At 58.1% G+C, this 26,172-nt stretch carries 26 protein-coding genes and 1 tRNA gene; 10 read left to right on the top strand and 17 right to left on the bottom strand.

Annotation, left to right across the window (positions count from 1 at the left end; all coding sequences use genetic code 11):
- Positions 1-9 precede the first annotated feature (9 nt).
- Complete coding sequence (locus NT137_08105; protein ID MCX6653293.1) at positions 10-558, bottom strand: heme-binding protein; 549 nt, start codon at positions 556-558, stop codon at positions 10-12.
- Between the two features lie 288 nt (positions 559-846).
- Between NT137_08105 and NT137_08100 the strand changes: the two genes are divergently transcribed.
- Positions 847-1,248, top strand: coding sequence for a PAS domain-containing protein (locus NT137_08100; protein ID MCX6653292.1), 402 nt, complete (start codon positions 847-849; stop codon positions 1,246-1,248).
- A gap of 10 nt (positions 1,249-1,258) precedes the next feature.
- Here the strand turns inward: NT137_08100 and NT137_08095 are convergent, their stop codons facing one another.
- The gene (locus NT137_08095; GenBank protein MCX6653291.1) at positions 1,259-2,239 is read right to left on the bottom strand and encodes a hypothetical protein; all 981 of its coding nucleotides are present in this window, start codon (positions 2,237-2,239) and stop codon (positions 1,259-1,261) included.
- Positions 2,240-2,442: 203 nt separating this feature from the next.
- Positions 2,443-3,618, bottom strand: a complete 1,176-nt coding sequence (gene ftsZ, locus NT137_08090; protein ID MCX6653290.1) for a cell division protein FtsZ — start codon at positions 3,616-3,618, stop codon at positions 2,443-2,445.
- Positions 3,619-3,919: 301 nt separating this feature from the next.
- Between ftsZ and NT137_08085 the strand changes: the two genes are divergently transcribed.
- Together NT137_08085 and NT137_08080 are read left to right on the top strand one after the other, a co-directional pair.
- Positions 3,920-4,285: a thioredoxin family protein gene (locus tag NT137_08085; protein MCX6653289.1), complete on the top strand. Its 366-nt coding sequence runs from the start codon at positions 3,920-3,922 to the stop codon at positions 4,283-4,285.
- Positions 4,286-4,507: 222 nt separating this feature from the next.
- Positions 4,508-5,734 carry an MFS transporter gene (locus tag NT137_08080; GenBank protein MCX6653288.1) on the top strand — a complete coding sequence of 409 codons (1,227 nt, stop codon included), beginning with the start codon at positions 4,508-4,510 and terminating at the stop codon, positions 5,732-5,734.
- 113 nt (positions 5,735-5,847) lie between these two features.
- On the opposite strand, the gene NT137_08075 is transcribed toward NT137_08080, so the two are convergent.
- From NT137_08075 to NT137_08065, 3 genes are all read right to left on the bottom strand, one after another.
- Positions 5,848-8,367: an AAA family ATPase gene (locus tag NT137_08075; GenBank protein MCX6653287.1), complete on the bottom strand. Its 2,520-nt coding sequence runs from the start codon at positions 8,365-8,367 to the stop codon at positions 5,848-5,850.
- Complete coding sequence (locus NT137_08070) at positions 8,312-9,172, bottom strand: pirin family protein (protein ID MCX6653286.1); 861 nt, start codon at positions 9,170-9,172, stop codon at positions 8,312-8,314. Before NT137_08070 ends, NT137_08075 begins: the two co-directional genes overlap by 56 nt.
- Positions 9,173-9,323: 151 nt before the next feature.
- Entirely contained in the window at positions 9,324-9,485 is a 162-nt protein-coding gene (locus tag NT137_08065; protein MCX6653285.1) for a hypothetical protein, read from the bottom strand.
- Between the two features lie 381 nt (positions 9,486-9,866).
- Between NT137_08065 and NT137_08060 the strand changes: the two genes are divergently transcribed.
- Positions 9,867-10,361, top strand: a complete 495-nt coding sequence (locus NT137_08060) for a cysteine hydrolase (GenBank protein ID MCX6653284.1) — start codon at positions 9,867-9,869, stop codon at positions 10,359-10,361.
- Between the two features lie 133 nt (positions 10,362-10,494).
- On the opposite strand, the gene NT137_08055 is transcribed toward NT137_08060, so the two are convergent.
- From NT137_08055 to NT137_08030, 6 genes are all read right to left on the bottom strand, one after another.
- Positions 10,495-11,082 (bottom strand): hypothetical protein, encoded by a 588-nt coding sequence (locus NT137_08055; protein MCX6653283.1) that lies wholly within the window; start codon positions 11,080-11,082, stop codon positions 10,495-10,497.
- Between the two features lie 164 nt (positions 11,083-11,246).
- A complete protein-coding gene (locus tag NT137_08050; protein ID MCX6653282.1) occupies positions 11,247-11,501 on the bottom strand; it encodes a hypothetical protein in 255 nt (84 codons plus the stop codon).
- A gap of 3 nt (positions 11,502-11,504) precedes the next feature.
- Complete coding sequence (locus NT137_08045; protein ID MCX6653281.1) at positions 11,505-12,191, bottom strand: FkbM family methyltransferase; 687 nt, start codon at positions 12,189-12,191, stop codon at positions 11,505-11,507.
- A 134-nt stretch (positions 12,192-12,325) separates the two neighbouring features.
- The gene (locus NT137_08040; protein ID MCX6653280.1) at positions 12,326-14,119 is read right to left on the bottom strand and encodes an ABC-F family ATP-binding cassette domain-containing protein; all 1,794 of its coding nucleotides are present in this window, start codon (positions 14,117-14,119) and stop codon (positions 12,326-12,328) included.
- Between the two features lie 197 nt (positions 14,120-14,316).
- On the bottom strand, positions 14,317-14,463 hold the full coding sequence (locus NT137_08035; GenBank protein MCX6653279.1) for a hypothetical protein: 147 nt from the start codon (positions 14,461-14,463) through the stop codon (positions 14,317-14,319).
- 185 nt (positions 14,464-14,648) lie between these two features.
- Positions 14,649-15,560: a hypothetical protein gene (locus NT137_08030; protein ID MCX6653278.1), complete on the bottom strand. Its 912-nt coding sequence runs from the start codon at positions 15,558-15,560 to the stop codon at positions 14,649-14,651.
- Between the two features lie 236 nt (positions 15,561-15,796).
- Here NT137_08030 and NT137_08025 point away from each other — a divergent pair, with 236 nt between their 5' ends.
- Together NT137_08025 and NT137_08020 are read left to right on the top strand one after the other, a co-directional pair.
- Positions 15,797-16,210: a pyridoxamine 5'-phosphate oxidase family protein gene (locus tag NT137_08025; GenBank protein MCX6653277.1), complete on the top strand. Its 414-nt coding sequence runs from the start codon at positions 15,797-15,799 to the stop codon at positions 16,208-16,210.
- Positions 16,211-16,342: 132 nt separating this feature from the next.
- The gene (locus NT137_08020; protein ID MCX6653276.1) at positions 16,343-16,720 is read left to right on the top strand and encodes a dual specificity protein phosphatase family protein; all 378 of its coding nucleotides are present in this window, start codon (positions 16,343-16,345) and stop codon (positions 16,718-16,720) included.
- Positions 16,721-16,730: 10 nt separating this feature from the next.
- Here the strand turns inward: NT137_08020 and NT137_08015 are convergent, their stop codons facing one another.
- Positions 16,731-17,867 (bottom strand): hypothetical protein, encoded by a 1,137-nt coding sequence (locus tag NT137_08015; GenBank protein MCX6653275.1) that lies wholly within the window; start codon positions 17,865-17,867, stop codon positions 16,731-16,733.
- A 138-nt stretch (positions 17,868-18,005) separates the two neighbouring features.
- On the opposite strand from NT137_08015, the gene NT137_08010 reads away from it, so the two are divergent.
- Positions 18,006-18,212 carry a hypothetical protein gene (locus NT137_08010; protein ID MCX6653274.1) on the top strand — a complete coding sequence of 69 codons (207 nt, stop codon included), beginning with the start codon at positions 18,006-18,008 and terminating at the stop codon, positions 18,210-18,212.
- A gap of 95 nt (positions 18,213-18,307) precedes the next feature.
- On the opposite strand, the gene NT137_08005 is transcribed toward NT137_08010, so the two are convergent.
- Complete coding sequence (locus NT137_08005) at positions 18,308-18,481, bottom strand: hypothetical protein (GenBank protein ID MCX6653273.1); 174 nt, start codon at positions 18,479-18,481, stop codon at positions 18,308-18,310.
- A gap of 227 nt (positions 18,482-18,708) precedes the next feature.
- Here NT137_08005 and NT137_08000 point away from each other — a divergent pair, with 227 nt between their 5' ends.
- The 3 genes from NT137_08000 to ftcD all read left to right on the top strand — a co-directional run bounded on the left by NT137_08000 (position 18,709) and on the right by ftcD (position 23,631).
- The gene (locus NT137_08000) at positions 18,709-20,739 is read left to right on the top strand and encodes a urocanate hydratase (protein MCX6653272.1); all 2,031 of its coding nucleotides are present in this window, start codon (positions 18,709-18,711) and stop codon (positions 20,737-20,739) included.
- 119 nt (positions 20,740-20,858) lie between these two features.
- On the top strand, positions 20,859-22,073 hold the full coding sequence (hutI, locus tag NT137_07995) for an imidazolonepropionase (GenBank protein MCX6653271.1): 1,215 nt from the start codon (positions 20,859-20,861) through the stop codon (positions 22,071-22,073).
- 28 nt (positions 22,074-22,101) lie between these two features.
- Positions 22,102-23,631 carry a glutamate formimidoyltransferase gene (gene ftcD / locus NT137_07990; GenBank protein MCX6653270.1) on the top strand — a complete coding sequence of 510 codons (1,530 nt, stop codon included), beginning with the start codon at positions 22,102-22,104 and terminating at the stop codon, positions 23,629-23,631.
- A gap of 121 nt (positions 23,632-23,752) precedes the next feature.
- Here the strand turns inward: ftcD and NT137_07985 are convergent, their stop codons facing one another.
- The 3 genes from NT137_07985 to NT137_07975 form a co-directional block, all read right to left on the bottom strand.
- Entirely contained in the window at positions 23,753-24,733 is a 981-nt protein-coding gene (locus NT137_07985; protein ID MCX6653269.1) for a hypothetical protein, read from the bottom strand.
- 337 nt (positions 24,734-25,070) lie between these two features.
- Positions 25,071-25,559 carry a hypothetical protein gene (locus NT137_07980; protein ID MCX6653268.1) on the bottom strand — a complete coding sequence of 163 codons (489 nt, stop codon included), beginning with the start codon at positions 25,557-25,559 and terminating at the stop codon, positions 25,071-25,073.
- A 365-nt stretch (positions 25,560-25,924) separates the two neighbouring features.
- Positions 25,925-25,999, bottom strand: a tRNA-Ile gene (locus NT137_07975).
- Between the last annotated feature and the right edge of the window lie 173 nt (positions 26,000-26,172).

Raw genomic sequence — 26,172 nt, 5'->3', positions numbered from 1 at the left:
CGCTCCCTATCATTTCTGGATAGGCGCCAGGTCCTCGATCTCCACCGCCACCTCATTATGGCGCAAGAAGCCGGGAGTACCAGGTCCATTATATCGCATCAGGACCGGGGTGCCTCTTGTCCGCATTCCATTCTCCTTCAGCGTATGGAGCAACTCATCTTCTAGCTTCTTCACGCTCTCCGCCCCCGCTCGCCCAGAGAAGCGCAGCACTGCCATTCTCCTTGACTTGATCTCTACCATCTTCACCCTGTCATCAAGCGGCTCTGGGATGGTGCTGATGGAGTACATAGGGGGCATGGCAAAGGAGAAGGTCGTGTTGTCCGAGACCACCGGTCTGGTCATGGCAAGTTCCTCGGAGGTCGGTCCATTGGAGATCACGGGAACGGTCATCGCCACGTCCGTCCGGGTGCGATTGTCGCCTGTGATATAGCGGAAGAGGACGCGAAAGGCAGCATTATCGGTCAATCCGGTCACGGTCGCCAGGACGATGGTGGGATAGCGACGGATCTCCACGTTCCCAATATGATTCTCCACCGTGTACTGCAATGATTCGGTCACGGCCAATACTACCGAGGTGCCGGTAATTAATCTTTACACGGCTTCCATCGCTCACGCCCTCCGTGCTTTTTCCAACGATTCCGGGAGCGGTCGAAACTCGTCCTCCAGACGGTCCCGGTCGACCGACTTCTCGGCGAGCATCAATCCGTCGTCCTGGTGTATCAGGACGTGGCCGTTGGTCGAAAGCTCCTCCGCCGCCGATACCGACAGTGCTTCTTCTTTGTGTCGATGGGAGCACCGATTGGCTCATCTACCGCTGGCACGATTCTAGTCGAAGGTGATAAGAGGATGATCGGTAAACTCGAAGGTGAGCTGTTGCAGGCGGTCCTGGAAACGGTGCCAGTGGAGTTCTCGGTCTTAGACTCCAAGGACAAGGTGGTAGCGTGGAACCGACATGAGAGCCGCATCTTCAAGCGGCCAGCGGCGGTGGTGGGGCGGGATGTGCGCAATTGCCATCCAAAAAGATCGCTGGACAAGGTGGAGGCCATCCTAGAGGAGATGAAGCAGGGCAAGAGGGAGGGGGCGCGCTTCTGGATCGATCTGCATATGGAAGGGAGGGGGAAGAGGAAGATCATGATCGAGTACCACGCGTTGCGCGGTCCTTCGGGCAAGTACCTCGGTTGCCTGGAGGCCACTCAGGACATCACCGAGATACAGGCATTGCAGGGAGAGAAGCGACTCCTGGACTGAACGCCTCTCATCATCTTTCCTTCTTCAACTCGTCCCTCGCCCTCTGCTGAAGAGCTAGGAGAAAAGGCGGCTCTCCCCTCCATCGTCTAGCGCATTCTTCAGCCACGGCCAGAAGCTCACCCTCGGCCTTGGCCTTGCTTGCGACGTCGCAGCGGACGAGGTCCGCGTGCACGAAGACTGCAAACAAATGTTCTAGGAGGGGAAGGAGCGAACCGATGGCCTCCGAAAGCAGAGCGGACGACCGTCCTTCCGCGGTCGTGAGGACCGCTCGCATTGCGGCGGAAGACGAACGCAGGAGCACCAGGACCTCTTCTCTCCTCTCAGCGGGAAAGAGCGCGTCCCTCAACACCTCAGCGGCTGGATCCAGGACCGGTTCCTTGCCGAAGAACATGACGATGTCCCTCTCGGCCATGCTCTCCAGGACCTCCCGCTTTCTGCTCGAGCGCTCCTCTTCATCCGCACAGTCGCCGAGATTGAATGCCAGGAACTCTCGGAAACCGACCTCCTCTAGTAGGCCGGCGATGGCGCTCATGCCGAGCATGCTCTCCTCATCCTCGATGAGGCGTTCTGTCAACGAGCTCATGGTCGGGTCCCGCTCCCTCTCCCCGGGGTTCGAAGTGATGATGCTCAGGATCGAGAGGATGGAGGAGTACACAAGCTCTCGTGTCATCTCATCCAGGAATCTCTCGTGGATCAACTTCTGCATGTAGGCCGAGGAGAGGAAATCTCCTCCCAAACCTTCGCGGTCGGCGAGCCAGAACGCCCCCCTCATCGCCTCGATGGTCTGTGCCAGCGCGCACGGTCCCTCATCCACGCCCTTGGTCACGATGCCGGTCTCGACGAGAGAGTGCAGCGTTGCCCGGGCCCGGCTTTGCTCAGCATCGGTCAAGAACAACGATACCAGCTCCTCTGCGCTCCTTTCCTTCTTGGCGAGGGCCAGGACCATCGCTCCCTCGATCGTTGTCTTCTCCCTTCTCTTCCGACCGTCCATGCTCTCGACCTCGACCGAACGCGCCCTTCGTTAATCAATCCGCGCTTCAGGAGCTTGTAGCTTAGGATGCACCACTAAGCCGCGCCGATTCAGACGGGTGTTTGTTCCGCTGCAGTCTCAGGCACGTGGGCGAACCGTCTCAGGATCACCGTCGAAGGCCGAGACTGAAAGAAGAAGGAAGAAGAGGTTTGGAGTGGGTCGGATCAGTGCACGAAGTCGATGCCTTCGTTTCCTCCGTGGCCCGTGGCCACCGCCCCCAGCTTCTGCTCCCTGATGCCCAGCCTGGCGGCCACGTCGTCGCTCGCTCCGTCCAGCATGAACTTGCTCTTTGCCCCGGTGAAGATGACCAGTACCTGCACCTTGCCCTCGTTCTCCGGCTCGATCGAGCATCCCCAGATGATCCTCGCGCGGGGATCGACGCTCTTACCCACGATGTCCGCAGCTCTCTGGGCTTCGTCGACAGTCATGTCCGGCCCGCCCACCACTCTCACAAGTGCGCCCTTCGACTGCTTCACATTGATGTCCCCCAGCAACGGGGAGGTGAGCGCTTCGTGCACCGCGTCCTTGACGCGGTCGTCGGAGCTGTCCTTGTCCGACTCGCCCATTCCCACGAACGCTACTCCTCCTTCGTTCATGATGGTGAGTATGTCTGCGTAGTCCAGGTTGACCAGGCCGGGCTTGGTGATGATCTCGGTCAGCCCTTTGATCGTCTGCATGAGCACTTCGTCCGCCACTTTGAAGGCCGCCTGCACTGGCAGCTTCGGTACCATCTCGAGCAGCTTGTCGTTCGGGACCACGATGGTGGTGTCGGTGACCCGGCGGAGCTTATCCAGCCCGTCGAGAGCATTCTCCATTCGGACCGTTCCCTCGGACTTGAATGGCAACGTGACCACTCCGATGGTCAGCGCCCTGATCCTCTCCTTGGCGATGCCGGCCACGAAGTGCGCCGAACCCGTGCCGGTTCCGCCCCCCATTCCCGCGGTGACGAAGACGATGTTCGAGCCTTCCAGGAACTTGCGGATCTCCATCTCGTTCTCGCGCGCGGCTTGCTCTCCCACTTCCGGGATCGCTCCCGCTCCAAGGCCTCGCGTAGTCACCTTGCCTATGAGTATCTTGGTCGGCGCGATCACGGTCAGCAGGTGCTTGGCATCGGTGTTCAAGGCACAAAGTTGCGCTCCGCTTATTCCGGCGTCAACGCATCGATTGATGGTGTTCGAACCACCGCCCCCGCAGCCCACGATCTTGATACTGACCTCGAGCTGCGCCGCGATCCTCTTGATCTCTTCGTCGGCGGCAGATACTCCCATGTTCGCTTGTCCAGGCGGCTCAGCCTGATTCTTCACGCTCTCGAGAGCGCTCTTGACCAATGAGTTTGGCATAAGTGCATCCCTATGTATGACAGTTGTCCGACGTTGGATATATAAGTTGCGACCCTACTGCGACTGGCTTGGTCGGCTAGCGATACACGAACATTGAGTGATTCTCGCATGGTAGAAATTCGAAATAGTTCTCCAGTCAGCAAAGCCTTATTTATCTCGAGCGGGCATGCTTTCCGCTGAAGGGAAGAGCCGCCGCATGGCCCTTTGGGGAAGGGGACGGCCCCCCCTTCATTTCTATTCTCCCCTCTTTCGCAAGTGAACGAATTCCGTTCTGGTAAGGTATTATAGCCCGACCTCACAATTGTCAAAGGAGAACATGGGCTTCTTCAGCAGCGATGATCAGAAGACGGGCGGGCCTGCAGAGCTCAGCGAGAAGAGCTTCGGCGACTTCCTCTCCAAGGGCGGAACGGCAGTGGTCATGGTCTATATGTCGGGGTGCGGTCACTGCAAGCGCATGGAGCCGGCCTTCCAAGAGCTGTGCGAGGAGATGACCGGTACGGTGATATTCGGTCGCTTAAACGCTCCCGCCAATATAGTCATCGCTCGGCGGTACGATGTCAGTGGAACGCCCACCTTCCTCATTTTCAAGGGCGGAGAGCTGGCAAAGGCCGTGGTCGGGGAGCGGGTCAAGGAGGAGCTGCGCTCAGAGATCAAAGGCTGCCTTTGAGAGGGCGAGAGGCGCAACGACTATCTCTTCTTGACTGAGACGTTTGACCAAGATGAGGTCCTCCAAGGGGACGGGCGTAGTATTGTTGTTGGCAATCTCGATCCTGGAGGCATATCCGCTTCTTCTGATCACCATCGTTCTGGGCGTGGCCTCGGTGGTTTAAGGGCCGCGACGCAGCCTTGATATGGATGGGGCGGAATCTCGCGCTCGCCGAGGCGCGCCATGAGAAAGGGCATCTCCCCACATGTTCCCCGCACCGTGAAGTGGCTCATCTACCTCACGGTCTTCTCGAGCGTAGGGTACGGCTACCTGCTCACGATCGTCGCGGCCTATCTGCCCGAGGTCGGACTCTCCTCGGGACAGGTGGGCGCCATCATGGGCGTCACCGGCCTTGCCCTGGTCGTGGTGGCAGTGCCCATCGGTCTCCTTTCTGACCGCATCGGGAGGAAGCGCATCCTGCTGGCGGGCTTGCTGGTCATGGCCCCCGTGATGCTCGCATTTGGCGTCACCACAGACTTCACGGTCCTGATGTTGGCCGCAATGCTGGGGGGCATCGGCGAAGGGGCCTACATGGCCACCTGGAACGCCATGATCGCGGACATGACCACCCTGGAGAATCGGGATGGAGCCTTCGTCGTATCATTCATCGTCAATGGCACCGCCATGTCGGTTGGCGCTGCCCTGCCGTTCTTCTTCCCCGCTCTGCAGGACGTGCTCAACATCAGCTCCGCCCAGATCCACTCCTACACCTTCCTGCTGATGGCGATCTTGAGCATAGTATCGCCTTTTGCCCTGTCAAGGCTGTTGCGCGACTACCACGAACACAAGAGACCGAAGCAGGGGCTGAAGCGAGGAAAGAACATGGGGCGGATCCTGCGCTTCTCCGGCTGCAACGCCCTCATCGGCCTGGGGGCGGGATTGATCATACCCCTGATCCCCACTTGGCTCTGGCTACGGTACTCCATCCCTGACACCTGGAGCGGCCCCCTGCTGGCGGTCTCTGGCATCACCATAGGGATTGCCACCATCGTCTCCACCAGGCTGGGGAAGAGGTTCGGATCGGTGCGTGCCATCGTTCTGTGCCAGGGAACTTCCACCATCTTCATGGTCCTTATCCCCCTCATGCCCGGCGCCGCACTGGCGGCGGTCGTGTTCTTGGTGCGCTCGGTCCTCATGAACATGGCTGGCCCACTGGGCGACTCATACATGATGAGCATCATTTCCAAAGAGGAGCGAGGGCTGGCGAGCGCGGTCAACAACATCGTCTGGCGCCTTCCGAACAGCGTCACCACTTTCTTCGGTGGCGCCTTGCTGGCTGCAGGTATCTACGACCTGCCGTTCTATCTGGCAGCAATGCTCTACATCTTCGCCATCGCGGCGTTCTTCCTCATGTTCAAGGACCTGCGGCCCGAAGGACAGTCAGCTGCCACCACGACGGCGAGAAGGTAGATCGCTCTCTATCACTTCCACCTCAGCTATGTTCTTCGGCGCCACTGCTCATGATCCATTGAGTCGTTGCTTGTCAGTCGCCGTTCGATTCAAGTTGATCGTAGGTCGAGGTATCAGCTGCGGAACTCCTTGATACGGTCCGCCATATCGTTCAGGCGCCTTTGCACCAGGTCGTTGATGGTGCCTTTCTCGAAGCTGCCATCCGGACGACGTTCGCCCGCCCTCACACCGGTCAGGACCTCAATCCCCTCGCTGATGACCTTGATCGGATAGATGTGGAACTTGCCCCGCTTGATGGCGTCCAGTACTTCTTGCTTGAGCATGAGGTTCTGCACGTTGCTTCGCGGTATGAGCACGCCCTGCTTGCCGCTGATGCCGGAGATCTTGCAGGTCTCGAAGAAGCCCTCGATCTTCTCGTTGACGCCGCCTATGGCTTGCACCTCGCCCTTCTGGTTGACGCTGCCCGTGACGGCCAGATACTGCTTGATCGGCTTGTCCGAGAGGGCGGATAGGATGCAGTACAGCTCGGTGGAGGAAGCCGAGTCCCCGTCCACGCCCGAGTACGACTGCTCGAACACCAGCCTGGCGGTGAGGGAGAGCGGCCTCTCGGTGGCGTAGGTGCCATTGAGGTATCCGCCCAGGATGAGCACGCCCTTGTGATGGGTGGGGCCGCTCATTTGCGCCTCGCGCTCGATGTCGATGACCCCCTCCTTCCCCACGCCCACAGAGGCGGTTATCCGCGATGGCCTTCCGAAGGCGTAGTCACCGAGGGAGATAACCGAGAGCCCGTTCACCTGCCCCACTTTCTCGCCTTTGGTCTCCAGGAGCACCATGCCCTTCTGCACCATCTCTTCCATCTTCTTTTGGATCATGTTGGAGCGGTACACCTTTTCCTCGATGGTCCTCACGACGTGCTTGCGCGCTATCTCCGCCGCCTTCTCCTGGCGGGCGTAGAAGTTGGCCTCGCGGACGACGTTCGCTATCTCCGCGAAGTGCGTGCTGAGCTTGTTCTGGTCCTCCACCATGCGGGAGGAGAGCTCCACCACTTCGGACATCGCACCTGCGTCCAAATGCAGCAAGCTCTCCTTGTTGCACAGCGTGCATACGAAGGCCGCGTACTGCTCCACATTGTCCTTGTTGCGCGGCATGGTGGTATCGAAGTCCGCCTTCACCTTGAAGAGTCCGCGGAAGTCCTTGTCCGCCGCGTACAGGACATCGAATGCGTACGGATCGCCGATGATGACGACCTTGGTGTTGAAAGGTATCGGCTCCGGCCGCAGGGAGCGGGTGACCATGTAGCCCATGCGGGCCGCTTGCTCCTCGATCTCCAGCATGTCTGAGGAGAGGGTCTGCTTGAGCGAAGGCCAGGTGAGCGGATCCTGGAACAGGCCTTCCACCGGCACCACCAGATAGCCGCCGTTCGCCTTGTGGGCGGAGCCTGCCCGGATCATGGTGAAGTCCGTGAACAGAGCGCCGAACTTCGCCTCCTTCTCCGTGGCGCCGAACAGACGGAAGTAGGTGGGGTTGAGCTCGATCTCCACCGGAGCACCTTCCAGCTTGGAGTTGTCCACGATCAGGTTCACTTGGTAGTTCTTGGCCGGCGAGTCTATGGATATGGGCAGCCCCATCGGCCCATCCACCTTCCTCGCTCCTTGGATGATGAGGGGCACGTTCTGCAGGACGTCCTCTTGCACGTCCGCCAGGTACTCCAATACCTGTGGCGATTCTTTGAACTGATCCCGCATGGGTGCCAGGCGAGGTTCAATCACGAAAGTGACGATCTCCCGGTTGAGCTTGTTGACCTTCTCCTCTGCTTCGCGGTCCAGGTCCCGCAGCTGTACGAAGGTCTTCTGCACTTCTACCTGCAACTCGTCGCGCTTGGCATCGATTTGCTTGTGCACCCTAGCTGGCATCTGAGCAAGCATGTCCTCGGTGTACTGCTGGCCATCGATGAGAGGCACCAATGCCACGCCCACGGGGGATTGCACCAGCTGAAACTTGGCATCGGCGATCATCTTGGTCATCTTGGCGTTGTATTCCTGCCTCTTCTCGTCGATGGACTTGAGGCTGGAGGTGCGGCGCTGTACGTAGTCGTTGGATTCGAAGGCATCCTGGAGGGCCTTGGCCAGACCGGAAACGAACTTCTCCATCTCCTTCTTGAAGCTCGCTCCCCTCCCCGGAGGAAGCTGGAGGGCCTTCGGCCTGGCCTGGTCCTTGAAATTGTTGACATAGCACCAGTCCGGCGGCGTGGGCGCTTCCTTGGCCAGCTGTTTGATGAAGTTGATGATGGCGGTCTTTCTTCCCGTGCCGGGCATGCCCGCCACGAAAACGTTGAAGCCCTTGTCCTTGATGCGCAGTCCGAACTGCAGCGCCTTGACCGCCCGGTCCTGCCCGATGATCTCCGTCAGCGGCTCCAGCTCGGCCGTCGACTGGCACTTGAAATCGACTTCTGGACTGAAATTGCGGCATTGGCCGTATTTGAGTTCTTTGACCGTTCCTAGACCCCCTTGTAGCGTCCAATTATTGCTCCAGGCGCTACTTAAGCTTGCCAGGTTCTTGCGGCCATCCGATTCTAGATCATCTCTGAGGGTGGGCCTTGACGAACGTGCCGGCGCGCAGCTCGCTGGAAGCAAGTTCCAGCTCCTCAGAAGTGTTCATGACGATGGGGCCGTTCCAGGCAATCGGCTCGTGCAGCGCATGGCCGGAGGCTAAGAGGAAACGAACACCTCCGTCCGCAGCGCTGACATGGACATGGTCCCCTTCTCCAAAGACCACTGCCTGGCCGGTCCTGATGCCCCTTCCCTCGTCCACAGAGAAAATTCCGCTTCCCTCGAACACGTATGCGAAGGCGTTGTGCTCTGGGGCGATGTCGTGGGAGAAGTGTGCATCCTTGGACAATCGGACGTCGAGGCACTCCACTGGCACGACCAGGTCCTGCACCGGTCCCTTCATCCCCTGGAGCTCGCCGGCGATTAGTTTGATCTCCACCCCTTTCTCCGGTTCGAGGAGGGGAATGCTCTCCTTCTTGACATCTCGATAGCGGGGCTGCATCATCTTGTGCTTGCGAGGTAGGTTCACCCAGAGCTGGAATCCCTGCATGAACCCCTCCCATCGGCGGGGCATCTCCTGGTGCATGATGCCGGACCCAGCGGTCATCCATTGCAGATCGCCCGAACCGATCTCGCCGCGATTGCCTAGCGAATCCTGATGCTCCACCTTACCAGAGATGATGTATGTGACCGTCTCCATGCCCCGATGCGGGTGAATCGGGAAGCCTGCCAGGTAGTCATCTGGATTGGAGGAGTGGAAATCGTCCAGCATCAGGAAGGGGTCCATGAGCTTGACCTCTCCATATCCAAAGACCCGGAACAGGTGCACTCCCGCCCCTTCCAAGGTTGGCCTTCCGGTCAGCACTCTCGTGACCGAGCGCGCTTTCATGCATCGAGCTTGTGCGCTCCTCGGCTTCAAGATGTCGCCATCAAGAAATGAGAAATCGGGAAAAGGTCTGCATCAAAGAATCTCCGCTCAGTTGCAGGCGTTCTCCTCAAGCCGCCAATCATGAGATGATATCGCCATCTAGCAGCGTTCCCTAGCCCGAGCTCCTTGAGTCGTCGGGGTGCTGTTGCTCTCCTTCCCCACTCTCCGTTCCTCCTACTCCCGGGGAGTTGAGGAATCGCCAGAGCGTGATCAATACGGTCACCGCTACCAGCAGTTCCGTTAGCGCCATTAGGGGATTGGCGGCGCTCACCATCTCACCCCCTCGTTCGGGTAGCAAGCCGGCTCTTTGTGAAAGGCATCCGCTGCGCCATTTATCGTTCCTCCGTTCCCGCTCAAGAGCGATCGTGCCGAAACACACAGCCTCCAGCTTCTGTCGTCCTCAAGGCGTCGGAGCGTCATTCTCATCTCGCTGTTCTCGTAGATCTGGGCATTGGATATCATGTTCCTCGTTCCCTCCTATTCTGGTCACGTTACTTGGGGGATGCGGGCACTAGTGGTCGCGATGCGGTCACTGCCTTATCCCGGAACGAACGAGCGCGGAGGGGGCTGACGAGCCATCGAACCACTTCGACATGCGCGACACCAATCCTCATTATCTGCCAATGGAATTGCACCCCTACCAAAGGATGAGAACATGAAGCCCGCGTTGCTAGTGGTGGACATCCAGAATGCCTGGTTGGAGATGAGCCCCGAACTGAAGAGGTCCGTGGAGATGCGTGCGGAGGAGATCAACGAAGGCATCCGCATCTTCCGCGAGAAGGGGTTGCCCATCATATTCATCTACCATACCGACAAGGGGAAAGGCCCGGAGCCTGGAACGAGATCGTTCGAATTCGCGGATGGCATCCACGTCCGGGACTCCGACATCAAGGTGACGAAGAACTACCCCAACGCCTTCAACAAAACCAATCTGGCAGATATACTGCTCAAGCAGAAATGCGACACCGTCATCATCGAGGGGTTGAGCGCGACGGGATGCATCCTGGCTACGTACCTCGGCGCGATGGACCACGATCTCTCACCCTATTTGGTCAAGGGCGCCGTTGCCTGCGGCCGCGAGGATCTCTTGCGTTTCGTGGAGGAGATCTGCGACACTCTGAGCCTGAGGGCCACGGACCAGATGCTCTAGGCATGGCGGGCAGTTGCATTAAGCGCCGGGTCCGTTGAACGCAACTGCGCGAAGGGCATAAGCTTGGGGGCGTTTCCAACGCCAGCCATTTCTGGCGACACCGTCGTCCTTGTCGTAGGCAACCTCGACGAGTTCAGCGAAGTGCCAACCAGGCTATGAACGTCCCGCGGCGCCAGATGCGCCTGATCTCATGAAAGCCCGCTTCCCTGAGTTCCGTCTCCCAATCCCGGTCGGCGTGCTCCATCATGATGAAACCGCCACCTCGTTCCAGATGTCTGCGGATCGATCGCAGCACCTCTCCTCTGCGCTCGTCTTGCAGTCTGCTCATCGATTCAATGCCTAAGGTGAGCACGCTCGTCGTTTCAGGGAACCGCTCGTTCAGGTCCATCTGCCCCGCTTCGACGAATCCTAGGTGGACGCACATTTTGTGCCGGTCGATGCACTCCTCCACGCTCTCTTGCGTGTCGTCAAGCGCAATGAACTGGCAATTGCCGCGGGCCCACTGGATCAGCGGCGAGATCCATCTGCCGCCGTCGCAGCGGAGAACGACCACCCGGCCCCCATGCACGAGGAACATCTTGCCCGCCTCAAAGACCGCCTGCTGGAGCGAATAGTACTCCGACGTCCCCGGTTCCAGTGCAGCGCTATGCTGCGTGGCGATGGTGCTCGAATGCGGGACGCTCGTCTGCGAAGACGATAGCTCAAGGTTCGCTCCAGCCATTTTCAACCTCCTTTTTGTGGTTGCACGGTCAGCCGTGCTATGCCACGACATACCACGCAAGTATTAATGCCTTTTCCTTCCGCTCTCCCCAACTGGAGCACAACCGCTCTCCTGGGAGCTATCGGAGCAAAGAGAAAGTGAAGCCTGATAAGCCTGGGCACGAATCAGTTCGATGAGGGGAACATGAGCAAGGTGAAGCTGGGCAAGAAGCTGCCACCGATGGCGATGCCGGTAGTCCTGGTTGGAGCGAACGTGAAAGGCAAGGCGACTTTCTGTATCCTGGCCTGGGTGACGATGATATAGAACGAGCCGCCGCTGATCGGGCTGGTGATAAGCAAGAAGCGGAGGACGAAGGACGGGATGCTGGAGAATGGCACTTTCAGCGTGAACATGCCCAGTGCGAGCATGGCCCAGGCCACCGACTACTGCGGTCCACGGTCCGGAGCGAAGACGTGACTGGTCCAATGAGAATAGATTCTACGATAGTCTAATGCCCCCATTATTTCGAAGAAGTCCTTAGCGGGGTGCTGGAACTCATGCACCTCCACCATAAGCAGAGGACGATATGTCGAGAGTGTCTCTTCCATTCCCCTTATGGCCATATACTCTCCGCCTTCGATGTCCATCTTGATAAAGTCTGGAGCCAAGCACACGTCGTCGAGCCTTATCGTTGGAATATGTACCTCATCGAACGTATGAAGGCCCTCGATTTGGTTCTCCTGGATTCCCACTCGGAAATAATCGTTTTCGATTAGATGGCCGAGGCGAATCTCGGTATGCGAATCCCATATGGCATAGGGTATGACCTGTACGTTGTTCAGCCCGTTCAAACGGATGTTCTCTCCGAGGATGAAGCGATTGACTGGATGCGGCTCGATGGCATAGACCATATCGAAATGGTTAGCGAAGGTGTGTGAATAGAGGCCGAAGGCCGCCCCGATGTCCACAAACACGCCCCCCTTAGGGACGTTCTGGCGTATCCAATTACGTTGCGTTGCCTCAAACAATGGCAAGAAACCGAAGGGGATCGTCAGCCTACCTACGAAAGGGAGGACGTAATCATGTGGCACGTACCATTTCATACCCATTAGATTGACAACCCTGTCCATTGGTACGCCTCGAATGAAATACAGTAGCATCTCGTGAAACTTATTCATATTTCCAGCCTGTATAGATTAGACCTATTTCCATTGTTCTTCAACTTCTATCTTCCTCTTCCGCTGACATCCTTCAATGGCTTGGTTCAGATGTTCCTCTGGACCTTTTTCAGCTCTTTCCCCGTCCCTTTCTTCAATTTTCCCGCGTCCAGGGCCCAGCGGAACCTCTCGACCTCGGAGGGAGCGATGCCTACCTTGTCCCCCGGCCGATACTTCGTTCTCGTGGCCCAGTCGGTGAATCCGGACACCACCCGGTACATGCCCGCCTCGGCCATGACCTCTGAGGGGGGCAAGGACCTCTTCATCTCCGAGTAGGTGCCGTTGAACAGGCGCATTCTGCCATTCCTAAGATCGGCCACTTTATTGCATGCGACATCAAGAAGATATCTGTCGTGCGTGACCAGGACCAGCGTCTCCGGGAACCCTATGAGCGCTCGTTCCACCGCCTCCCTCGAAGGCAGGTCGAGGTAGTTCGTAGGTTCGTCCAGAAAGAGCAGGTTGCTCTTCTCCGAGGTGAGCATGGCCAGCGCCACTTTCGCTCTCTCTCCCCCCGACAGATTGGCGATCGGCGTCTTGACCTGCTGCGGTGTGAAGAGGAACTGCGCCAACATCCCCCTCGCCTTTCTCTTCTCCTCCTCGCTCAGCATCTGCTCCAGCTGCTGCTCCGGCGTCAGGTTCGAATCGAGGCCGTCGTGTCCCTGGGCGAAGTAGCCCCACCGCGCGCCGGGAGCGAGCCAGTATTCGCCCTCAAAGCCCAGCTCGCCTATCAATGCCAGAAGCAGCGTCGTTTTGCCAGATCCGTTAGCACCGAAGATGCCCAGCCGGTCGCCCCGCACGATCTCCAGGTCGATGTTCTCCAGGACCCTCCTCCCTCCTCTTCTGACCGTGAATCCCTTGACCGTGAGGACGTTCTTGCCGGACTTGGCCACGGCCTGGAGTCTGATGTCCAGCTTCTTCTCTTTCCGAGGGGCATCGACCTCCTCCATGCGGTCGACCATCTTCAAGCGGGTCTTGTGCGTCGTAGCATACTTCAGGCGCAGGTGCTGCTCCTCCGCGATCTTGAGATTCCTCTCCCTCTCCGTCTGGTTCTTGTGGTAGGCGATCCTCTGCTTCTCCAGTTCCAGCTCCTTCTTCTTGGCGAACTCCGTGTAGCTGCCCCGGTACTTCGTCAGCGTTCCTGAGTCCAAGTCCCAGATCTCCTTCACCACCCGGTCCAGGAAATAGCGGTCGTGGGAGACCACCAGGACCGCGCCGGGGTAATGGCGCAGGAAGTCCTCGAGCGATTCGGTGGTCTCGATGTCCAGATGACTTGTCGGTTCATCGAGGATCATCATCTCCGCTTCGTCCGCTTGCACCAGGACCCGGGCGAGCATGACCCTGGTCGCCTCGCCCCCACTGAGTTCGTTGATCCTTCTCTCCTGGGGCCGGTCGGTCAGTCCCAAGCGGACCAAGGCTTTCTCTTTCCTCTCTTCCTGGATGTATCCTCTCTTGGAGGTGAGCTCCTCCTGCAGGCGAGCGTACTCGGCGGCCACCTCGTTCAGATCGACCTCCGGATCATCGCCGGCGGAGGACATCAACCGCTCCAGCTCTTCCAGCCGAGCCAATTCAGCCGGGGCGAAGGGGTCCTTGAGAACCTGGTCCAACGTCTCATCGTCCAATCCGTGGAACTGAGGAAGGTATGCTATCTTCGCCGTGCGGACGGTGAGCTCACCGGTGTCCGGCTTGATCTCTCCCGTAAGGATCTTGAGCAGCGTGGTTTTGCCTGTGCCGTTCGGACCCACCAGGCCGATGCGGTCCCCTGCCTCGATCTCCAAGTCCACGTTGCGGAGGACCTCTTTGGCGCCGAAGGCCTTGGTCATGCCTTTCGCGGACAGGAGCACGACAACCCATCATGCGCGCGGATTAAAGCGTTTCCACTGAGCCTTTCACCGCAATGGAACACTAGAAGACAAGGGAATATGGATTCTTCCTCCTGCAAACCAAGCGAAGTAGCTATACGACCAGCTACGAGGAGTGCATGAGAAAATAGAAAAATGAAAAAAAGGATTGGATTTGTGCTTTATGCAGCACTGTCCCTTTAGAAGCGCCTTGCCGGCTTGTGCTTGCTGAAGCAGTCGCGGCAATATACTGGTCGCCCCTCAGTGGGCTTGAAGGGGACTTCGCATTCCTTCTTGCAGTCGGCGCAAACGGCCTTGTGCATTTCCCTGGGTGCCCTGTCGTACATTCTATTGTTCACCTCCGTGTGAATTATTCTAGCTTCTCTGCCTTTCGCTTCTTCCCTTGTGATTCCGTGTGATGCTTCTCAGGAAAACAGTGAACGGACCGATTCTAGTGAGCCACCCGACGGCATCCTAGTATATGAACCTATGCACTCCATGGTCGTAAATGCATCCCCAATGGCGGCTCTCCTCAGGCGTCCAGCAACGCTCTCAGGTTGCGGGGGAACACACTGAGATCGAGCCCGGACCTTCCGAGCTTGGCCTCCATCTCCTTGGCCTTGTCGCCGACGAACTCGCCCTTCAGAAGATATCCCGTCTCCTCTTCTGAGAAATCCTCCCCCTTGACGGTCCAATCCCGAACCTCTTTGTTGTAAGGACAGACATGCTGGCACCGCATGCATCCGACGATGGCGTTGTGCATCGAAGGCTTGATGGACGAGGGGAAAGACCGGTCCGATGGGAACTCGTTCAGGAAGGTCAGGCATCTCTCCGCATGCAAGAGGAAGCGGTCCTCGTCTATTGCCTTGGTCGGGCAGCTCTTCAGGCAGGCGGTGCATTTCGTGCATCGGGGAAGGACCGATCGCATTCCCCAGTCATCCACGCCCAGCTCGAGGTCTGTGAAGAAAGCCGTCAGGCGGTGGAAGCTGCCTTGCTTCCCGACGTAACTGATGTTGTTCCGTCCGTAGGAGGCGAGCCCAGTGCGCACGGCCAAGGTCTTGTACGGGAACAGGGCCAGAACGAATCTTCCTTCTCCGTGCTCGACGGTCCTTTCCAGCGTCTCCTTGGCCTTGGCGATGATGTTCAGGGTGTTCGCGTAGGTGGGAGGGACGATGGTCTTGACCTCTCTCCCGTTCCAGTGGAACCTCACTTCGATCTGAGGCCTTGGCACTGAGAGTATGATGATGTACTTGGCATCAGGCATCTCCTTCGGCGGCTGGTAGCTGTAACCCTTCAGATAGGTCTCGTGCAGCAATGGGTCCAACAGTCCCTGTTCGCGCAGACCTTCCACGTCCCGTTTGATATCTTCCAGTCGGGAGACAGGCACTATCCTGGCCGGGTATCCTCCGTCCGCCAGCACCTTCAGCATCTTCTTGGCCGTCATCTTATTCCCACGAAGAGGATGTCAGGGGAAGGCATCATGCTTCCGCCGTCGTAGGGCGGGAGCCGACCTTTTCTCGATCGTATGCCGCTTCATGATGTCCGGTCATCATGTGGAATCCTGGCGGGACAGGCAGGTCGTTGAGAAGGCCAGAAGGCCGACCTAGAGCGATATTCGCCTTTCTGCCGCCTGCAGAGCACCGTCATCTTCATTAGCGGGGTTGATTCTAATTGCGCTTGGTGGTCGAAACGGTCAAGATGCCTACTCAAGTAAAGGAGACATTGCAGAAGCAGAAGCCCATACCCATCGCCACAGCGTCGAAGGACGGGACCCCGAACGTGGTCTTCATCGGCTCGCTAAAGATCGTGGACGATGAGACGCTGTTGATAACGGACAACTTCTTCTACAAGACGGCCAAGAACCTGGAGGAGAACCCGAAGATCTCCGTCCTGTGCTATGATTCGGAGACAAAGAGATCGTTCCAGATCAAGGGCTCCGTCAAAGTGCATAAGGGGGACAAGGTGCACGAGGACCTGAGGGCCCAGGTGCACGCCGTGAACCCCAAGAATCCCGTGAAAGCGGCCGTCGTGGTGAAGATCGAAGCGGTATACGATGCGCTGTGGGGTCCTACGGCGGGTACCAAAATCGCTTGAGCTCTCGACCTGGCACGTTCAAGCAAGGTCGATCGGCTCCATGAGACGGCTCCTCCGAGCCATCAGCCAACATCCTAAAACCCATCCGCCTCCCTAGTCCATTACCTAGAGTCAGGAAAGCGGAGGGCATGCATGGACTGGATAGATGATTTCGTGGCCGTTGGAGGTTGGATGGATGCCATCTCCGTCCACAGGAGGAAAGAGGAGGGCGTTGAGCTGATCATCGACGCCCGGACGCTGTTCGACCGAGGCCGCGATCTCAAGCACACGCCAAGGATCGAGCAGCTGCTGCGGGCGGGGGACATGCTCGTGGCTCTTTCTGACCTCGACGCCAAAGTCCTCATCCGCTGCCGCAAGGGAAAGGACCGGACCCTCTTCTTGGCCATGATCTACGTGAGCAAGAAGTACGGCCTGAGCTACCGGGACGCCTACGCCCGCGTCAAAGAAAAACGGCCGCGGATCGCTTATTATTGGGATTGGGTGGAGATGCTCGGGTCCGGAAAGAATTGAGCTCCGTCGCTCATACCTCGACGTATTTTAGGGCGTTCACGTCCTTGACGTAACGCATGGTGGGAGTGACCAAGTAGATCGGCCAACGGCCGAAGATGTTCTGCTCCACTATGTCGTAGATGGCTATCGAATAGTATCGCACTTTGATCTCGTCCAGCTCGACGAGGCAGCTATCCAACTCAGGACCGTTCATTCCAGCCAATCGGCGATCCAGTTCCTCCAGGACCTCTTTCCTCAGCCTCTGGCTTCGGATGCGCAGCAGTCCTTTGGCCATCATCCGGCTGGCTATGCCCTGGAAATGTCGCATCACGACCACCTGGACGGCAAGCATGACGATCAATCCTGGAACCCTCACCCATCCGAGCTCGTCGAAATCAGAAAGGATCTTGAACAAGGTGTTTCCCGGGAAGATGATCGCCCCGAAGAAAAGGATCGTGATCAGGCTCACCACCCCGGCGATGATGACCGCGATGAGGGTGAGCGCCCATCGTCCCTCGTTCCGCGCTCTTCCCACTTTGCCTCGGAATGAGCGGGCCACCTTGGTGATGCCCTGGGCTTGAGGTCGGAGGACGATGATGAGCATGTAGTAGCCGAAGATGAGGAGGATCTGGAGCACCATGGCCCCAGCCACGTCGCTGCCGATAGAATGAGTCACGTAGCCGAAGTAGAGGGCGAAGACCAGGCCCAGCCCGAAGATGACCCCGAAGCTGAGTGCCAAGGGCACCATCCCGCTCAGGAAGACGGTCAACCCCATCTCCACCGCCAGCTTCTTGTTCTTGGTTATCAGGTGTTGCCCCAGCTCCTTGGACTGATCGTACAGCCCGGCGACGTCCAGGTGCGCTTTCGCCGTTATCTTCTTCGAGGTGGTGGTGGGTATGAGGAGGATGATGAAATTGTACGAATAGAGGAGGATGCCGATGACCAGCCAGATAAGCAGGATTGGAGGATCGAGGAGAAAGAAGCAGATCATGATGGTCAGGAGGGCGAAGGTGACGATGCTGGCCAGATAAAAGCCTCTCGGAGGCCGGCTCACCTTGGTCAGCATCGCTTCCTCGCGAGCGATGCGTTCCGCCACCTCCTTCCTGAAGGCGAGGGGGTCCTCCGCGCTGGCGCACCCGTCGCCCTCAACCTCCGTTTTAGATTCCACGACGGCAAATGTGAGCACGCTCTCCTTAACATTGTCATTGCTCTGCGGTTTGATTATAAGGAAATAGTGGCGTCGACCTGTCTTTGAGAATGGAAAAGGACATAGGAAAATCGCTAGGTTGTTAGCGACGGGCTTGGAATGGACAGAAGGGAAAAGGTGACATCGGTCATTCGGCTGGTGGGCGGCAAGACACAGAACGCGAAGAGGATCGTGGACGAGGTGGACATTCTGGACAACCTCAATGCCGAGCTGGAGGATTGGTGGGCTCGGTCGGATATGAATGGAGAACCGGCCGGTTTATTACAATCAATACCTGACCAATCCGTGAAGACCTGTATCAATTAGTTGCACCCCAAGACGAGCCATGACCCTTGGAAGCTGGCTGCAAGTCGTCTGGTCTCCGAAGATTCACCTGTAACTCTGAAGGCTTTGTTGCTAAACTAATCGTTCCAAAGGAAACCGTTCCTAGCCAGTAAGAAAAGGTTGAACATCGAGAGCTTCGCCTGGACCTCATTCTTCCTGCCGTTCTCGGAACGGCACCTCAAGCGGTAACCGAAGAGGCGCTGGATCATGCTGAAGACCGTTTCAGCATGATCGGCGCTCTTCTCTGACATCGTCTTCGATGTCGGTCGGAAAACGGTCGAAGAAATGAGGTTCGGGTCAAGCTCGCTCTCTTCAATCTAATTCAACTGGCTATGCGTAAGAAATTCTGGTCATGAGAGTTTTGCAACAGGGCCTCTGAATGTTAATCTATTGGCGACTGCCACGTGGGACCGTTGTTCAATCACCGGCCTAAGCCCAAGGCGAACATTTAAGCCGCCCCCGTGGGAAGACAGATGCGATGAGCAAAACTTCCCCGCCCTCGGTCCAATTGAACAGTCTCCTTCCTCCAGATCCGACCTTCGACCCTCAGTACCGCCGAGCTCCCAGGCGTGCGCTCGATCTGACGGAAAAGGAGATCATCCTAGCCGTGGAGAATGTCCTTCGCTACGTCCCCAGCTCACTGCACCGCACCCTCGCTCCCGAGTTGCTGAATGAGCTGCTTACCTACGGAAGGATCTACGGATACCGCTATCGCCCAGCTGGCGCCATCTTTGGCAGGTCGATTGACGAATACAAAGGCATCCCGGAGGCCAGGGCCATCCAGGTCATGATAGACAACAACCTGGATTTCGAGGTCGCCCTCTATCCCTATGAGCTGGTCACGTACGGCGAAACGGGCCAGGTCTGCCAGAACTGGATGCAGTACCGCCTGATCAAGAAGTATCTGGAGGTCATGAAGGAGGATCAGACGTTGGTCGTCATGTCCGGACATCCTCTAGGGCTCTTCCCCTCGAAGCGGGACGCCCCCCGGGTCATCTCCACCAACGGCCTGATGGTGGGGATGTTCGACAACCCTTTAGAATTCCAGAAAGCTCAAGCGCTCGGCGTCAGCAACTACGGCCAGATGACCGCCGGAGGTTGGATGTACATCGGCCCCCAGGGCATCGTGCACGGCACGTACCTCACTCTTCTGAATGCAGCCCGGAAGTACCTGAGCATCGAGCAGAGCGGCAACCTGGCCGGGATCGTCTACCTGAGCTCCGGGCTTGGGGGCATGAGCGGCGCTCAGGCCAAGGCCATCGAGATCGCCGGCGGCATCGGCATCATTGCGGAAGTGGACCGCTCTCGCATCGAGACCAGGAAAGAGCAAGGATGGCTCGGCCGCGTCTCCGACAATCTGGACGAGGTCTTCTCCTGGGTGGAGGAGCTTCGAGAAGAGAAGAAAGGCATCTCCATCGGCTTCCACGGTAACGTGGTCGATCTGTGGCAATACGTGGCAGATCACCACATCCGCATCGAACTGGCCTCCGATCAGACCTCCTGCCACGCCGTCTACGAGGGCGGATACACCCCCGTAGGCGTGGAATTCGAGGAAGGAAGGCAACTACTCAGAAGCGACCCAAAGAGATTCAGAGAGCTGGTGGATAGCTCTCTCCTCCGCCAATATGAGCTGATAAAGATCATGCGGGAGCAGGGAACGAAGTTCTGGGACTACGGCAACTCGTTCTTGAAGGCCGTTTATGACGCAGGTGCCAGGGACATAGCCATCGACGGCGATCCGAAGAACGGCTTCATCCTTCCCTCCTACGTGGAGGACATCATCGGACCGATCTGCTTCGACTACGGCTACGGCCCGTTCCGCTGGGTGTGCCTGAGCCGAGATCCGGAGGACCTGGACAAGACCGATGTCGCGGCCCGAGACATCGTCCACGAGATCTGGCAAGGAAGGAAGGAAAGGAGAGGGCAGGACTACGACAATTACGTCTGGCTGCGCGACGCCAAATCCAACCAACTGGTGGTCGGCACTCAAGCCAGAATACTCTACGCCGATGCTTTGGCGAGAGTTCGTATCGCAAAGAAGTTCAACGACATGGTCCGCGAGAAGAAGATAGGGCCGGTCATGCTCGGTCGCGATCACCACGACGTCAGCGGCACCGACAGCCCGTTTCGCGAGACCGCGAACATCAAGGATGGCAGCAACATCATGGCGGAGATGAGCCACCAGTCCTGGGCCGGGAACATCGCTCGAGGCATGACCATGACCGTGCTCTCCAATGGGGGTGGGGTCGGCACCGGCAAAGCCATCAACGGCGGCTTCGGCCTCCTGCTCGATGGCAGCGAGAGGGTCGAGGGCATACTATCCTCCGCTCTCGATTGGGACGTGAACTGCGGCATAGCCAGGAGAGCGTGGGCCCGCAACCCCAATGCCATTGATACAGCAAAGGAATGGAACCGCACCCATGAGGGACATATCACGATGCCATTCATTCCGGAGAAGGGATTGGTGGAACGCCTGGTCTCCGATCGGACGAACAAGAAAAGGAAGTAGCTGGCGTCGGGTGAAGTATTATTACCTCCGGCACACAAGTCCTGCTCATCAACTTCGTTCCGGGTGAAGTCCCTTTGACCAGGCAGCAACTATTGGGTCCGTTCTCACAGATGGTCACCATGGACCATCTATCCCCGACCGGTCCGCTCAAGGACGATGGACTGGAGGTCGTCGAAGGCGGTGGGCTGCTGCTAGAGGGCGTTCATATCAAGCAGGTACTGAGCAAAGACCAATTCCAGCAACTGAGGGAGAAGGCAAGGTCTGATTTTCTCCCCATGACCATCTCCCCCGTGCGCGAGAGCACGGTCCTGCTTCCGGGCTTCATCGATTCCCACACTCACATCTGCTATGCCGGTTCGCGGACCGAGGAGTACGCCCGGCGCTTGGCCGGCGAGACCTACCAACAGATTGCTGAAGGTGGAGGCGGCATCCTGAGCACCGTCAAGCATACCCGAGAAGCCTCGGAAGATACGTTGGTTCAGCTGCTGGCCGAAAGGGCGAAGGAGCATCTGTTGAGAGGGGTAACGACCTGCGAGGTCAAGAGCGGATATGGACTCGACGTGAGATCCGAACTAAAGATGCTCCGAGCCATTGGTATGGTGAAGGAGCTGGAGGGGATCTATCCCACCTTGGTGCCTACGTGCCTCGCCGCCCACGTCCTTCCTCCGGAGTTCAGTTCGCACGAAGAGTATCTGGAATATGTTCTGGAGGAGATCCTTCCCCGGGTGAGGGCGGGGGTCCTGACGGAACGGGTGGACATCTTCATCGACGAGGGGGCCTTCGCTCCTGAGATAGGGAGGAAGTTCCTGACCAAGGCCAAGGCCGTGGGATTCAGCCTGGTGGTGCACGCGGACCAGTTCGCGGTCGGCGGTTCTTTGGTGGCGGCCGAGGTGGGAGCGATGAGCGCAGACCATCTGGAGCAGAGCACGGAGCGGGAGATGCGAGCTCTACTCGAGAAAGGTGTGGTGGCGATCGCCCTTCCCGGTTCCTCTCTAGGTCTGGGAGGGCCGTTCGCTCCGGTGCGGAAGATGCTGGATATGGGTTTGAGCGTCGTCATTGCCTCCGATTGGAACCCTGGCTCCGCTCCGATGGGCGACCTACTGACCCAAGCCGCCTTGCTAGGAGCGGACCAGAGGCTGAGCATGGCCGAGACGTTGGCCGGTATCACGTATCGGGCGGCGAGAGCCCTCGGTCTCGAAGACCGAGGAACGATCAAACCGGGATTCGTAGCGGACCTGGTCGGCTTTCCATGCGAGAGCTTCAAGGAGATACTGTATCGCCAGGGCGCTATCCATCCTTCCTTGGTCGTCTGCCGCGGACATCGAGTTATGTAGCTGACCGGTCCATGTTAGGGGAGAGAAGATGGCTCTGGTGGAGTGCGTTCCCAACTTCAGCGAAGGGAGGCGGAAGGAGGTCGTAGACGCCATCCTGAAGGCGATGCGAGAGAGTGGATCGGTCAAGATTCTAGACTCTCGGAGCGATCCTGATCATAATCGGACCGTGGTGACGATGGTCGGAGAGCCGACGGAGGTGTTCGACGCGGCCTTCGCTGGCATAAAGAAAGCGGCCGAGCTCATCGACATGGACCAGCACAAGGGCGAACATCCGAGGATCGGTGCCACGGATGTTGTACCGTTCGTTCCGATCAGCGACATCGATCTGAAGGGATGTATCGAGCTGGCTCGAAGGCTGGCAGAGAAGGTCGGCCGGGAGCTGGGCATCCCGACCTATCTGTACGAGGCGGCGGCCAGCCGGTCGGATCGTGTGGATCTAGCCAACATCCGCAAAGGGCAGTATGAAGGGCTCAAGGAATCCATCCGCTCCGATCCGGACCGCAAGCCGGATTTCGGGCCGTCGGCACTGCCGAAGGCCGGTGCCACCGTCATCGGCGCCAGGGCGTTCCTCATCGCCTACAATATATACTTGGATACGAGCGATGTCGACGTCGCCAAGAGCATAGCCAAGAGCATCCGGCAGAAGGACGGAGGATTCCCCTACGTGAAGGCGATGGGCTTCCGGACCAAGCCCCACGTGCAGGTGTCCATCAATCTGAACGATTTCACGAAGACCCCCATGCAGGCGGTGTTCGAGGCGGTGCGCAAGGAAGCCGAGAGGAAGGGCGTCAGGGTCATCAGGAGCGAAGTGTACGGTGTGGTTCCAGCCGATGCGCTGTTCGATGCGGCCGAGCACTGTCTCCAGCTGACGGACGGATGGGAGCGCAGCCAGATCATCGAAAAGAGATTGGAGGAGTTGGATGCCCAGTCGCCAACGCTCAGATCGATGAGAATGGACAAGTTCCTTCAAACCCTGGCATCCGGGTCTCCGACCCCTGGTGGAGGAAGCGCTGCTTGCTTGTCCGGGGCCATGGGCGCAGCCCTAGGAGCGATGACGAGCAGACTGACCCTCGGGAAGAAGGGATACGAATCGGTCCAGTCGCTCTTCGAAGAGAAGGCGCGCTTGTTCGACGAGCTGCGATCCAAGCTCACCTTGGCGATCGATCTGGATGCTGATGCCTACGAGGACGTCATGAAGGCATTTAAGTTGTCAAAGAAGAACGAGGAGGAAAAGATCTTCCGCACTCAGCGGATCCAAAACGCCTACAAATGCGCCGCAGAGATTCCTCTGTCCACGGTCGAGCTGTGCAGGAAGGTCATCGATGAGCTGCTGGTGATTGCAGGAAAGTGCAACAAGAACGCCGCCACGGATGTCGCCGTGGGATTGCAGGCCGCCTACTCAGGTGTGGTGGGAGCGGCGCTCAACGTGGAGATCAATCTCTCAGCCATCAAGGACGAGGTGTACAAGGTCCGTGTGCGCGATCGGTTGAACGAATTGCAGGCGGGCGTCAAAGAAAGGGTGGAAGCGGGCATCGACGACATCCGACGCGGTATCTGACCTCTATCGATATCGCCCTCTGGTCTGCCAATGGGTTCGTTACCTGGGGCGGCAGGAAACCCACAAGGGCAAGTACTCCGGAAACGCCGGCGCTCCTATTGCTGGCCGCAGGTCCTGGTGCTCAGATGGCTTCAATCGTCGAGGGCGGCTTCTTGGTGACGTTGTAGGTGACGCTCACCACCCCCGGCACCTCCGCGGTGATCCGGTCCGCGAGGTGGGTCAGCGTTTCGAAAGGCAATTTCGTCGGTGTGCCCGTGACCGCGTCCGTGCTATTCCAGCACCGTACCTCTATCTGTTGCCCGAAATCCCGCTTGTTCGCTCGTATCCCAGTGACTTTATCCTGATGTAGTATGGCAAGCCATTGGAACGCCTTGGTGCCCTGGAGCTCCTTCTCGACTATGGCCGTGGCCTTCCTGATCGTCGCCACTCGTTTCGGGGTGACCTCGCCTATGACCCGTGCGGCCAGGGCGGGGCCGGGGAACGGAGGACGGTTGTAGATATCCTCCGGGACTCCCAGAGCTTTTCCCACCCTCCTGACGGAAGTCTTGCGGAGCTGGATGATGGGCTCGAGCACCCGGTAGCCGAACTCCCTCTTGGTGTCGATGCCCAGCTGCTCCAGGATGTTGTGCTGCCTCTTGATGCCCGCCACCGTCTCCTCGACGTCCGTGTAGTTCGTGCCTTGGAGCAGATACTTGGCCTTGCTCTCCCTGACGATGCGGCCGAAGACGGTCTTGTAGAACGTCTGGGTGATGGCCTCCCGCTTCTCCTCAGGATCGGTGAGGCCCTTCAGGGCGCCGAAGAACTCCCTCTTGGCGTCCACGAGCTCGACCTTGACCCCCAGCCCCTTGAACAGCTTGACGACGCGCTCTGGCTCTCCTTCCCGCATGATGCCGTTCTCGACGAAAACGGTCCTCAGCCTGGGACCTAGCGCTCGGTGGCCAAGCATGGTCACGACGGACGAGTCGACGCCGCCCGACAAGGCGTTGATGGCCACCCCCTTTCCCACGGCAACGGATATCTCCTTGACCTGCCGTTTGATGAATGCGTCTGGTCTCAGGTCCTCCAGCTTGATCTCCTTGATGTCCGAAAGTTTCTGCATCATGGCTCCCCCCAAGCACTGCTTTTGCATGGGGATGTGCGGATAAATCGTTTTGCAGGACGTTGTCCGAAAGCCGGATCTCATCTGGCTTAATGCGGTTCGAGAGCACATGGGCGAAATGGAGAATGGATTGGTCGAAGCGGTCGACCACCGTGTCTTCTGATACCAGAGCGATCTGGCTCAAATGCCTCTCGCCATTTCATATCGACTTGAACAAATGCAGTGATCCCAATCCATCGAGAATCCCCTCTCTGACCAACTGAGCATTCTCACCGATCGGCCTAGAAGACAGACACCGAGGCGGCCTCCGTTCGTGGCTAGCTGGATCAGCGGCCTGGGCCTATTGTGTGAGCCTGCTTTGGATATGGTCCGCGAACCCTGTCACCTTATTCTCCCAGCCCTCTTCCAGCGGCCCCTTGAAGTCGAGCACATAGACCTTCAGGTCCGCGATCTTCACCATTCCCTTTTGGTTCAGGATTTCCTCCATGATCGGGAGGGTCCGCTGCCACTTCTCGATCTCCTCGATAGTTGGCATCAGGCCGGTCTTCTTGTTCGGCGTGGCGGCGCCGTGCGTGGCGATGAGGGCGTACTTCGCTCCCTGGGGTGCCTTGACCTTCTTCGTGAAGCGCCTCATACTGCCCACCGGCTTTCCGAGCCTGGTGGGTGAGCTGAACACATATACGTCCGCCGGAGGCATCTCCTTCGGACTGACATCATTGATAGGGTGCAGTCCCACAACATACCCCTTGGAGGTCAGATCCTCCGCGAGCTTCTCAACGACCTTCTTGCCGTTGCCGAACTTTGATTCGAAGTAGATTTCGATCTTCATGTCGTTCGGTACCAGGCAAACGGTTGCTCTCTCAAATATTATTCCCTGGGGCTGGCCTGGTGCCTATTAACAATAGGAAGGGAAGCGAACCGGACCAGCAGGCGTCGTCAGGGAATGGCACGTCCTCTCATATGAAATACCTTGGGGGAGCTTTTGATAGGCTCGGAGGACGCTGGGAGATCGAGAGACGGAGAAATACTACGTATGAATCAAATAAGGCGTCGCCGGCAGGCAGCTCCGCGATGTGTTAAGCAAACACCCGATTTTCGCCCAAAACGCTGGATATTCATAGGGTGAAAAAACGCAACAAATGCACAAAAGCCCGTTATTCATCTTGTTAAGGACATTACTGGATACGGATGAAGTGGGCCCGGCCGGATTTGAACCGACGACCGCCCGGTTATGAGCCGGGCGCTCTGGCCAGACTAAGCTACGGACCCTTATGCAATTCACCGTTAATTCCAGTGCGCATGTCAGCTACCCACGATTAATATCGTGGGCTTGCACTTCCAGTTTTCGTTTGGCGGTTGGTTCCGCGAAGGACGCCCATTTCTGGGAACGGAGCGCATTCGGTCGGCTGACTCCTGCCTGCAAGGCAGGGTGGCATCTGCCA

It is taken from the genome of Methanomassiliicoccales archaeon (genome assembly GCA_026394375.1).
Classification (GTDB): Archaea; Thermoplasmatota; Thermoplasmata; order Methanomassiliicoccales; family UBA472; genus JAJRAL01.
Note: the sequence above shows the minus strand (reverse complement) of the source record. Positions and strands in the feature narration are given on the sequence as shown.

Coding starts and splice junctions, on each gene's coding strand:
- NT137_08095 (MCX6653291.1), bottom strand. CDS start 2,239: ATGGACGGTCGGAAGAGAAGGGAGAAGACAACGATCGAGGGAGCGATG.
- NT137_07980 (MCX6653268.1), bottom strand. CDS start 25,559: ATGAAGATCGAAATCTACTTCGAATCAAAGTTCGGCAACGGCAAGAAG.
- NT137_08080 (MCX6653288.1), top strand. CDS start 4,508: ATGAGAAAGGGCATCTCCCCACATGTTCCCCGCACCGTGAAGTGGCTC.
- NT137_07985 (MCX6653269.1), bottom strand. CDS start 24,733: ATGATGCAGAAACTTTCGGACATCAAGGAGATCAAGCTGGAGGACCTG.
- NT137_08010 (MCX6653274.1), top strand. CDS start 18,006: ATGGACAGAAGGGAAAAGGTGACATCGGTCATTCGGCTGGTGGGCGGC.
- NT137_08030 (MCX6653278.1), bottom strand. CDS start 15,560: ATGACGGCCAAGAAGATGCTGAAGGTGCTGGCGGACGGAGGATACCCG.
- hutI (MCX6653271.1), top strand. CDS start 20,859: ATGGACCATCTATCCCCGACCGGTCCGCTCAAGGACGATGGACTGGAG.
- ftsZ (MCX6653290.1), bottom strand. CDS start 3,618: ATGCCAAACTCATTGGTCAAGAGCGCTCTCGAGAGCGTGAAGAATCAG.
- NT137_08005 (MCX6653273.1), bottom strand. CDS start 18,481: ATGTCAGAGAAGAGCGCCGATCATGCTGAAACGGTCTTCAGCATGATC.
- NT137_08045 (MCX6653281.1), bottom strand. CDS start 12,191: ATGGACAGGGTTGTCAATCTAATGGGTATGAAATGGTACGTGCCACAT.
- ftcD (MCX6653270.1), top strand. CDS start 22,102: ATGGCTCTGGTGGAGTGCGTTCCCAACTTCAGCGAAGGGAGGCGGAAG.
- NT137_08100 (MCX6653292.1), top strand. CDS start 847: ATGATCGGTAAACTCGAAGGTGAGCTGTTGCAGGCGGTCCTGGAAACG.
- NT137_08060 (MCX6653284.1), top strand. CDS start 9,867: ATGAAGCCCGCGTTGCTAGTGGTGGACATCCAGAATGCCTGGTTGGAG.
- NT137_08000 (MCX6653272.1), top strand. CDS start 18,709: ATGAGCAAAACTTCCCCGCCCTCGGTCCAATTGAACAGTCTCCTTCCT.
- NT137_08020 (MCX6653276.1), top strand. CDS start 16,343: ATGGACTGGATAGATGATTTCGTGGCCGTTGGAGGTTGGATGGATGCC.
- NT137_08065 (MCX6653285.1), bottom strand. CDS start 9,485: ATGGTGAGCGCCGCCAATCCCCTAATGGCGCTAACGGAACTGCTGGTA.
- NT137_08055 (MCX6653283.1), bottom strand. CDS start 11,082: ATGGCTGGAGCGAACCTTGAGCTATCGTCTTCGCAGACGAGCGTCCCG.
- NT137_08035 (MCX6653279.1), bottom strand. CDS start 14,463: ATGTACGACAGGGCACCCAGGGAAATGCACAAGGCCGTTTGCGCCGAC.
- NT137_08070 (MCX6653286.1), bottom strand. CDS start 9,172: ATGAAAGCGCGCTCGGTCACGAGAGTGCTGACCGGAAGGCCAACCTTG.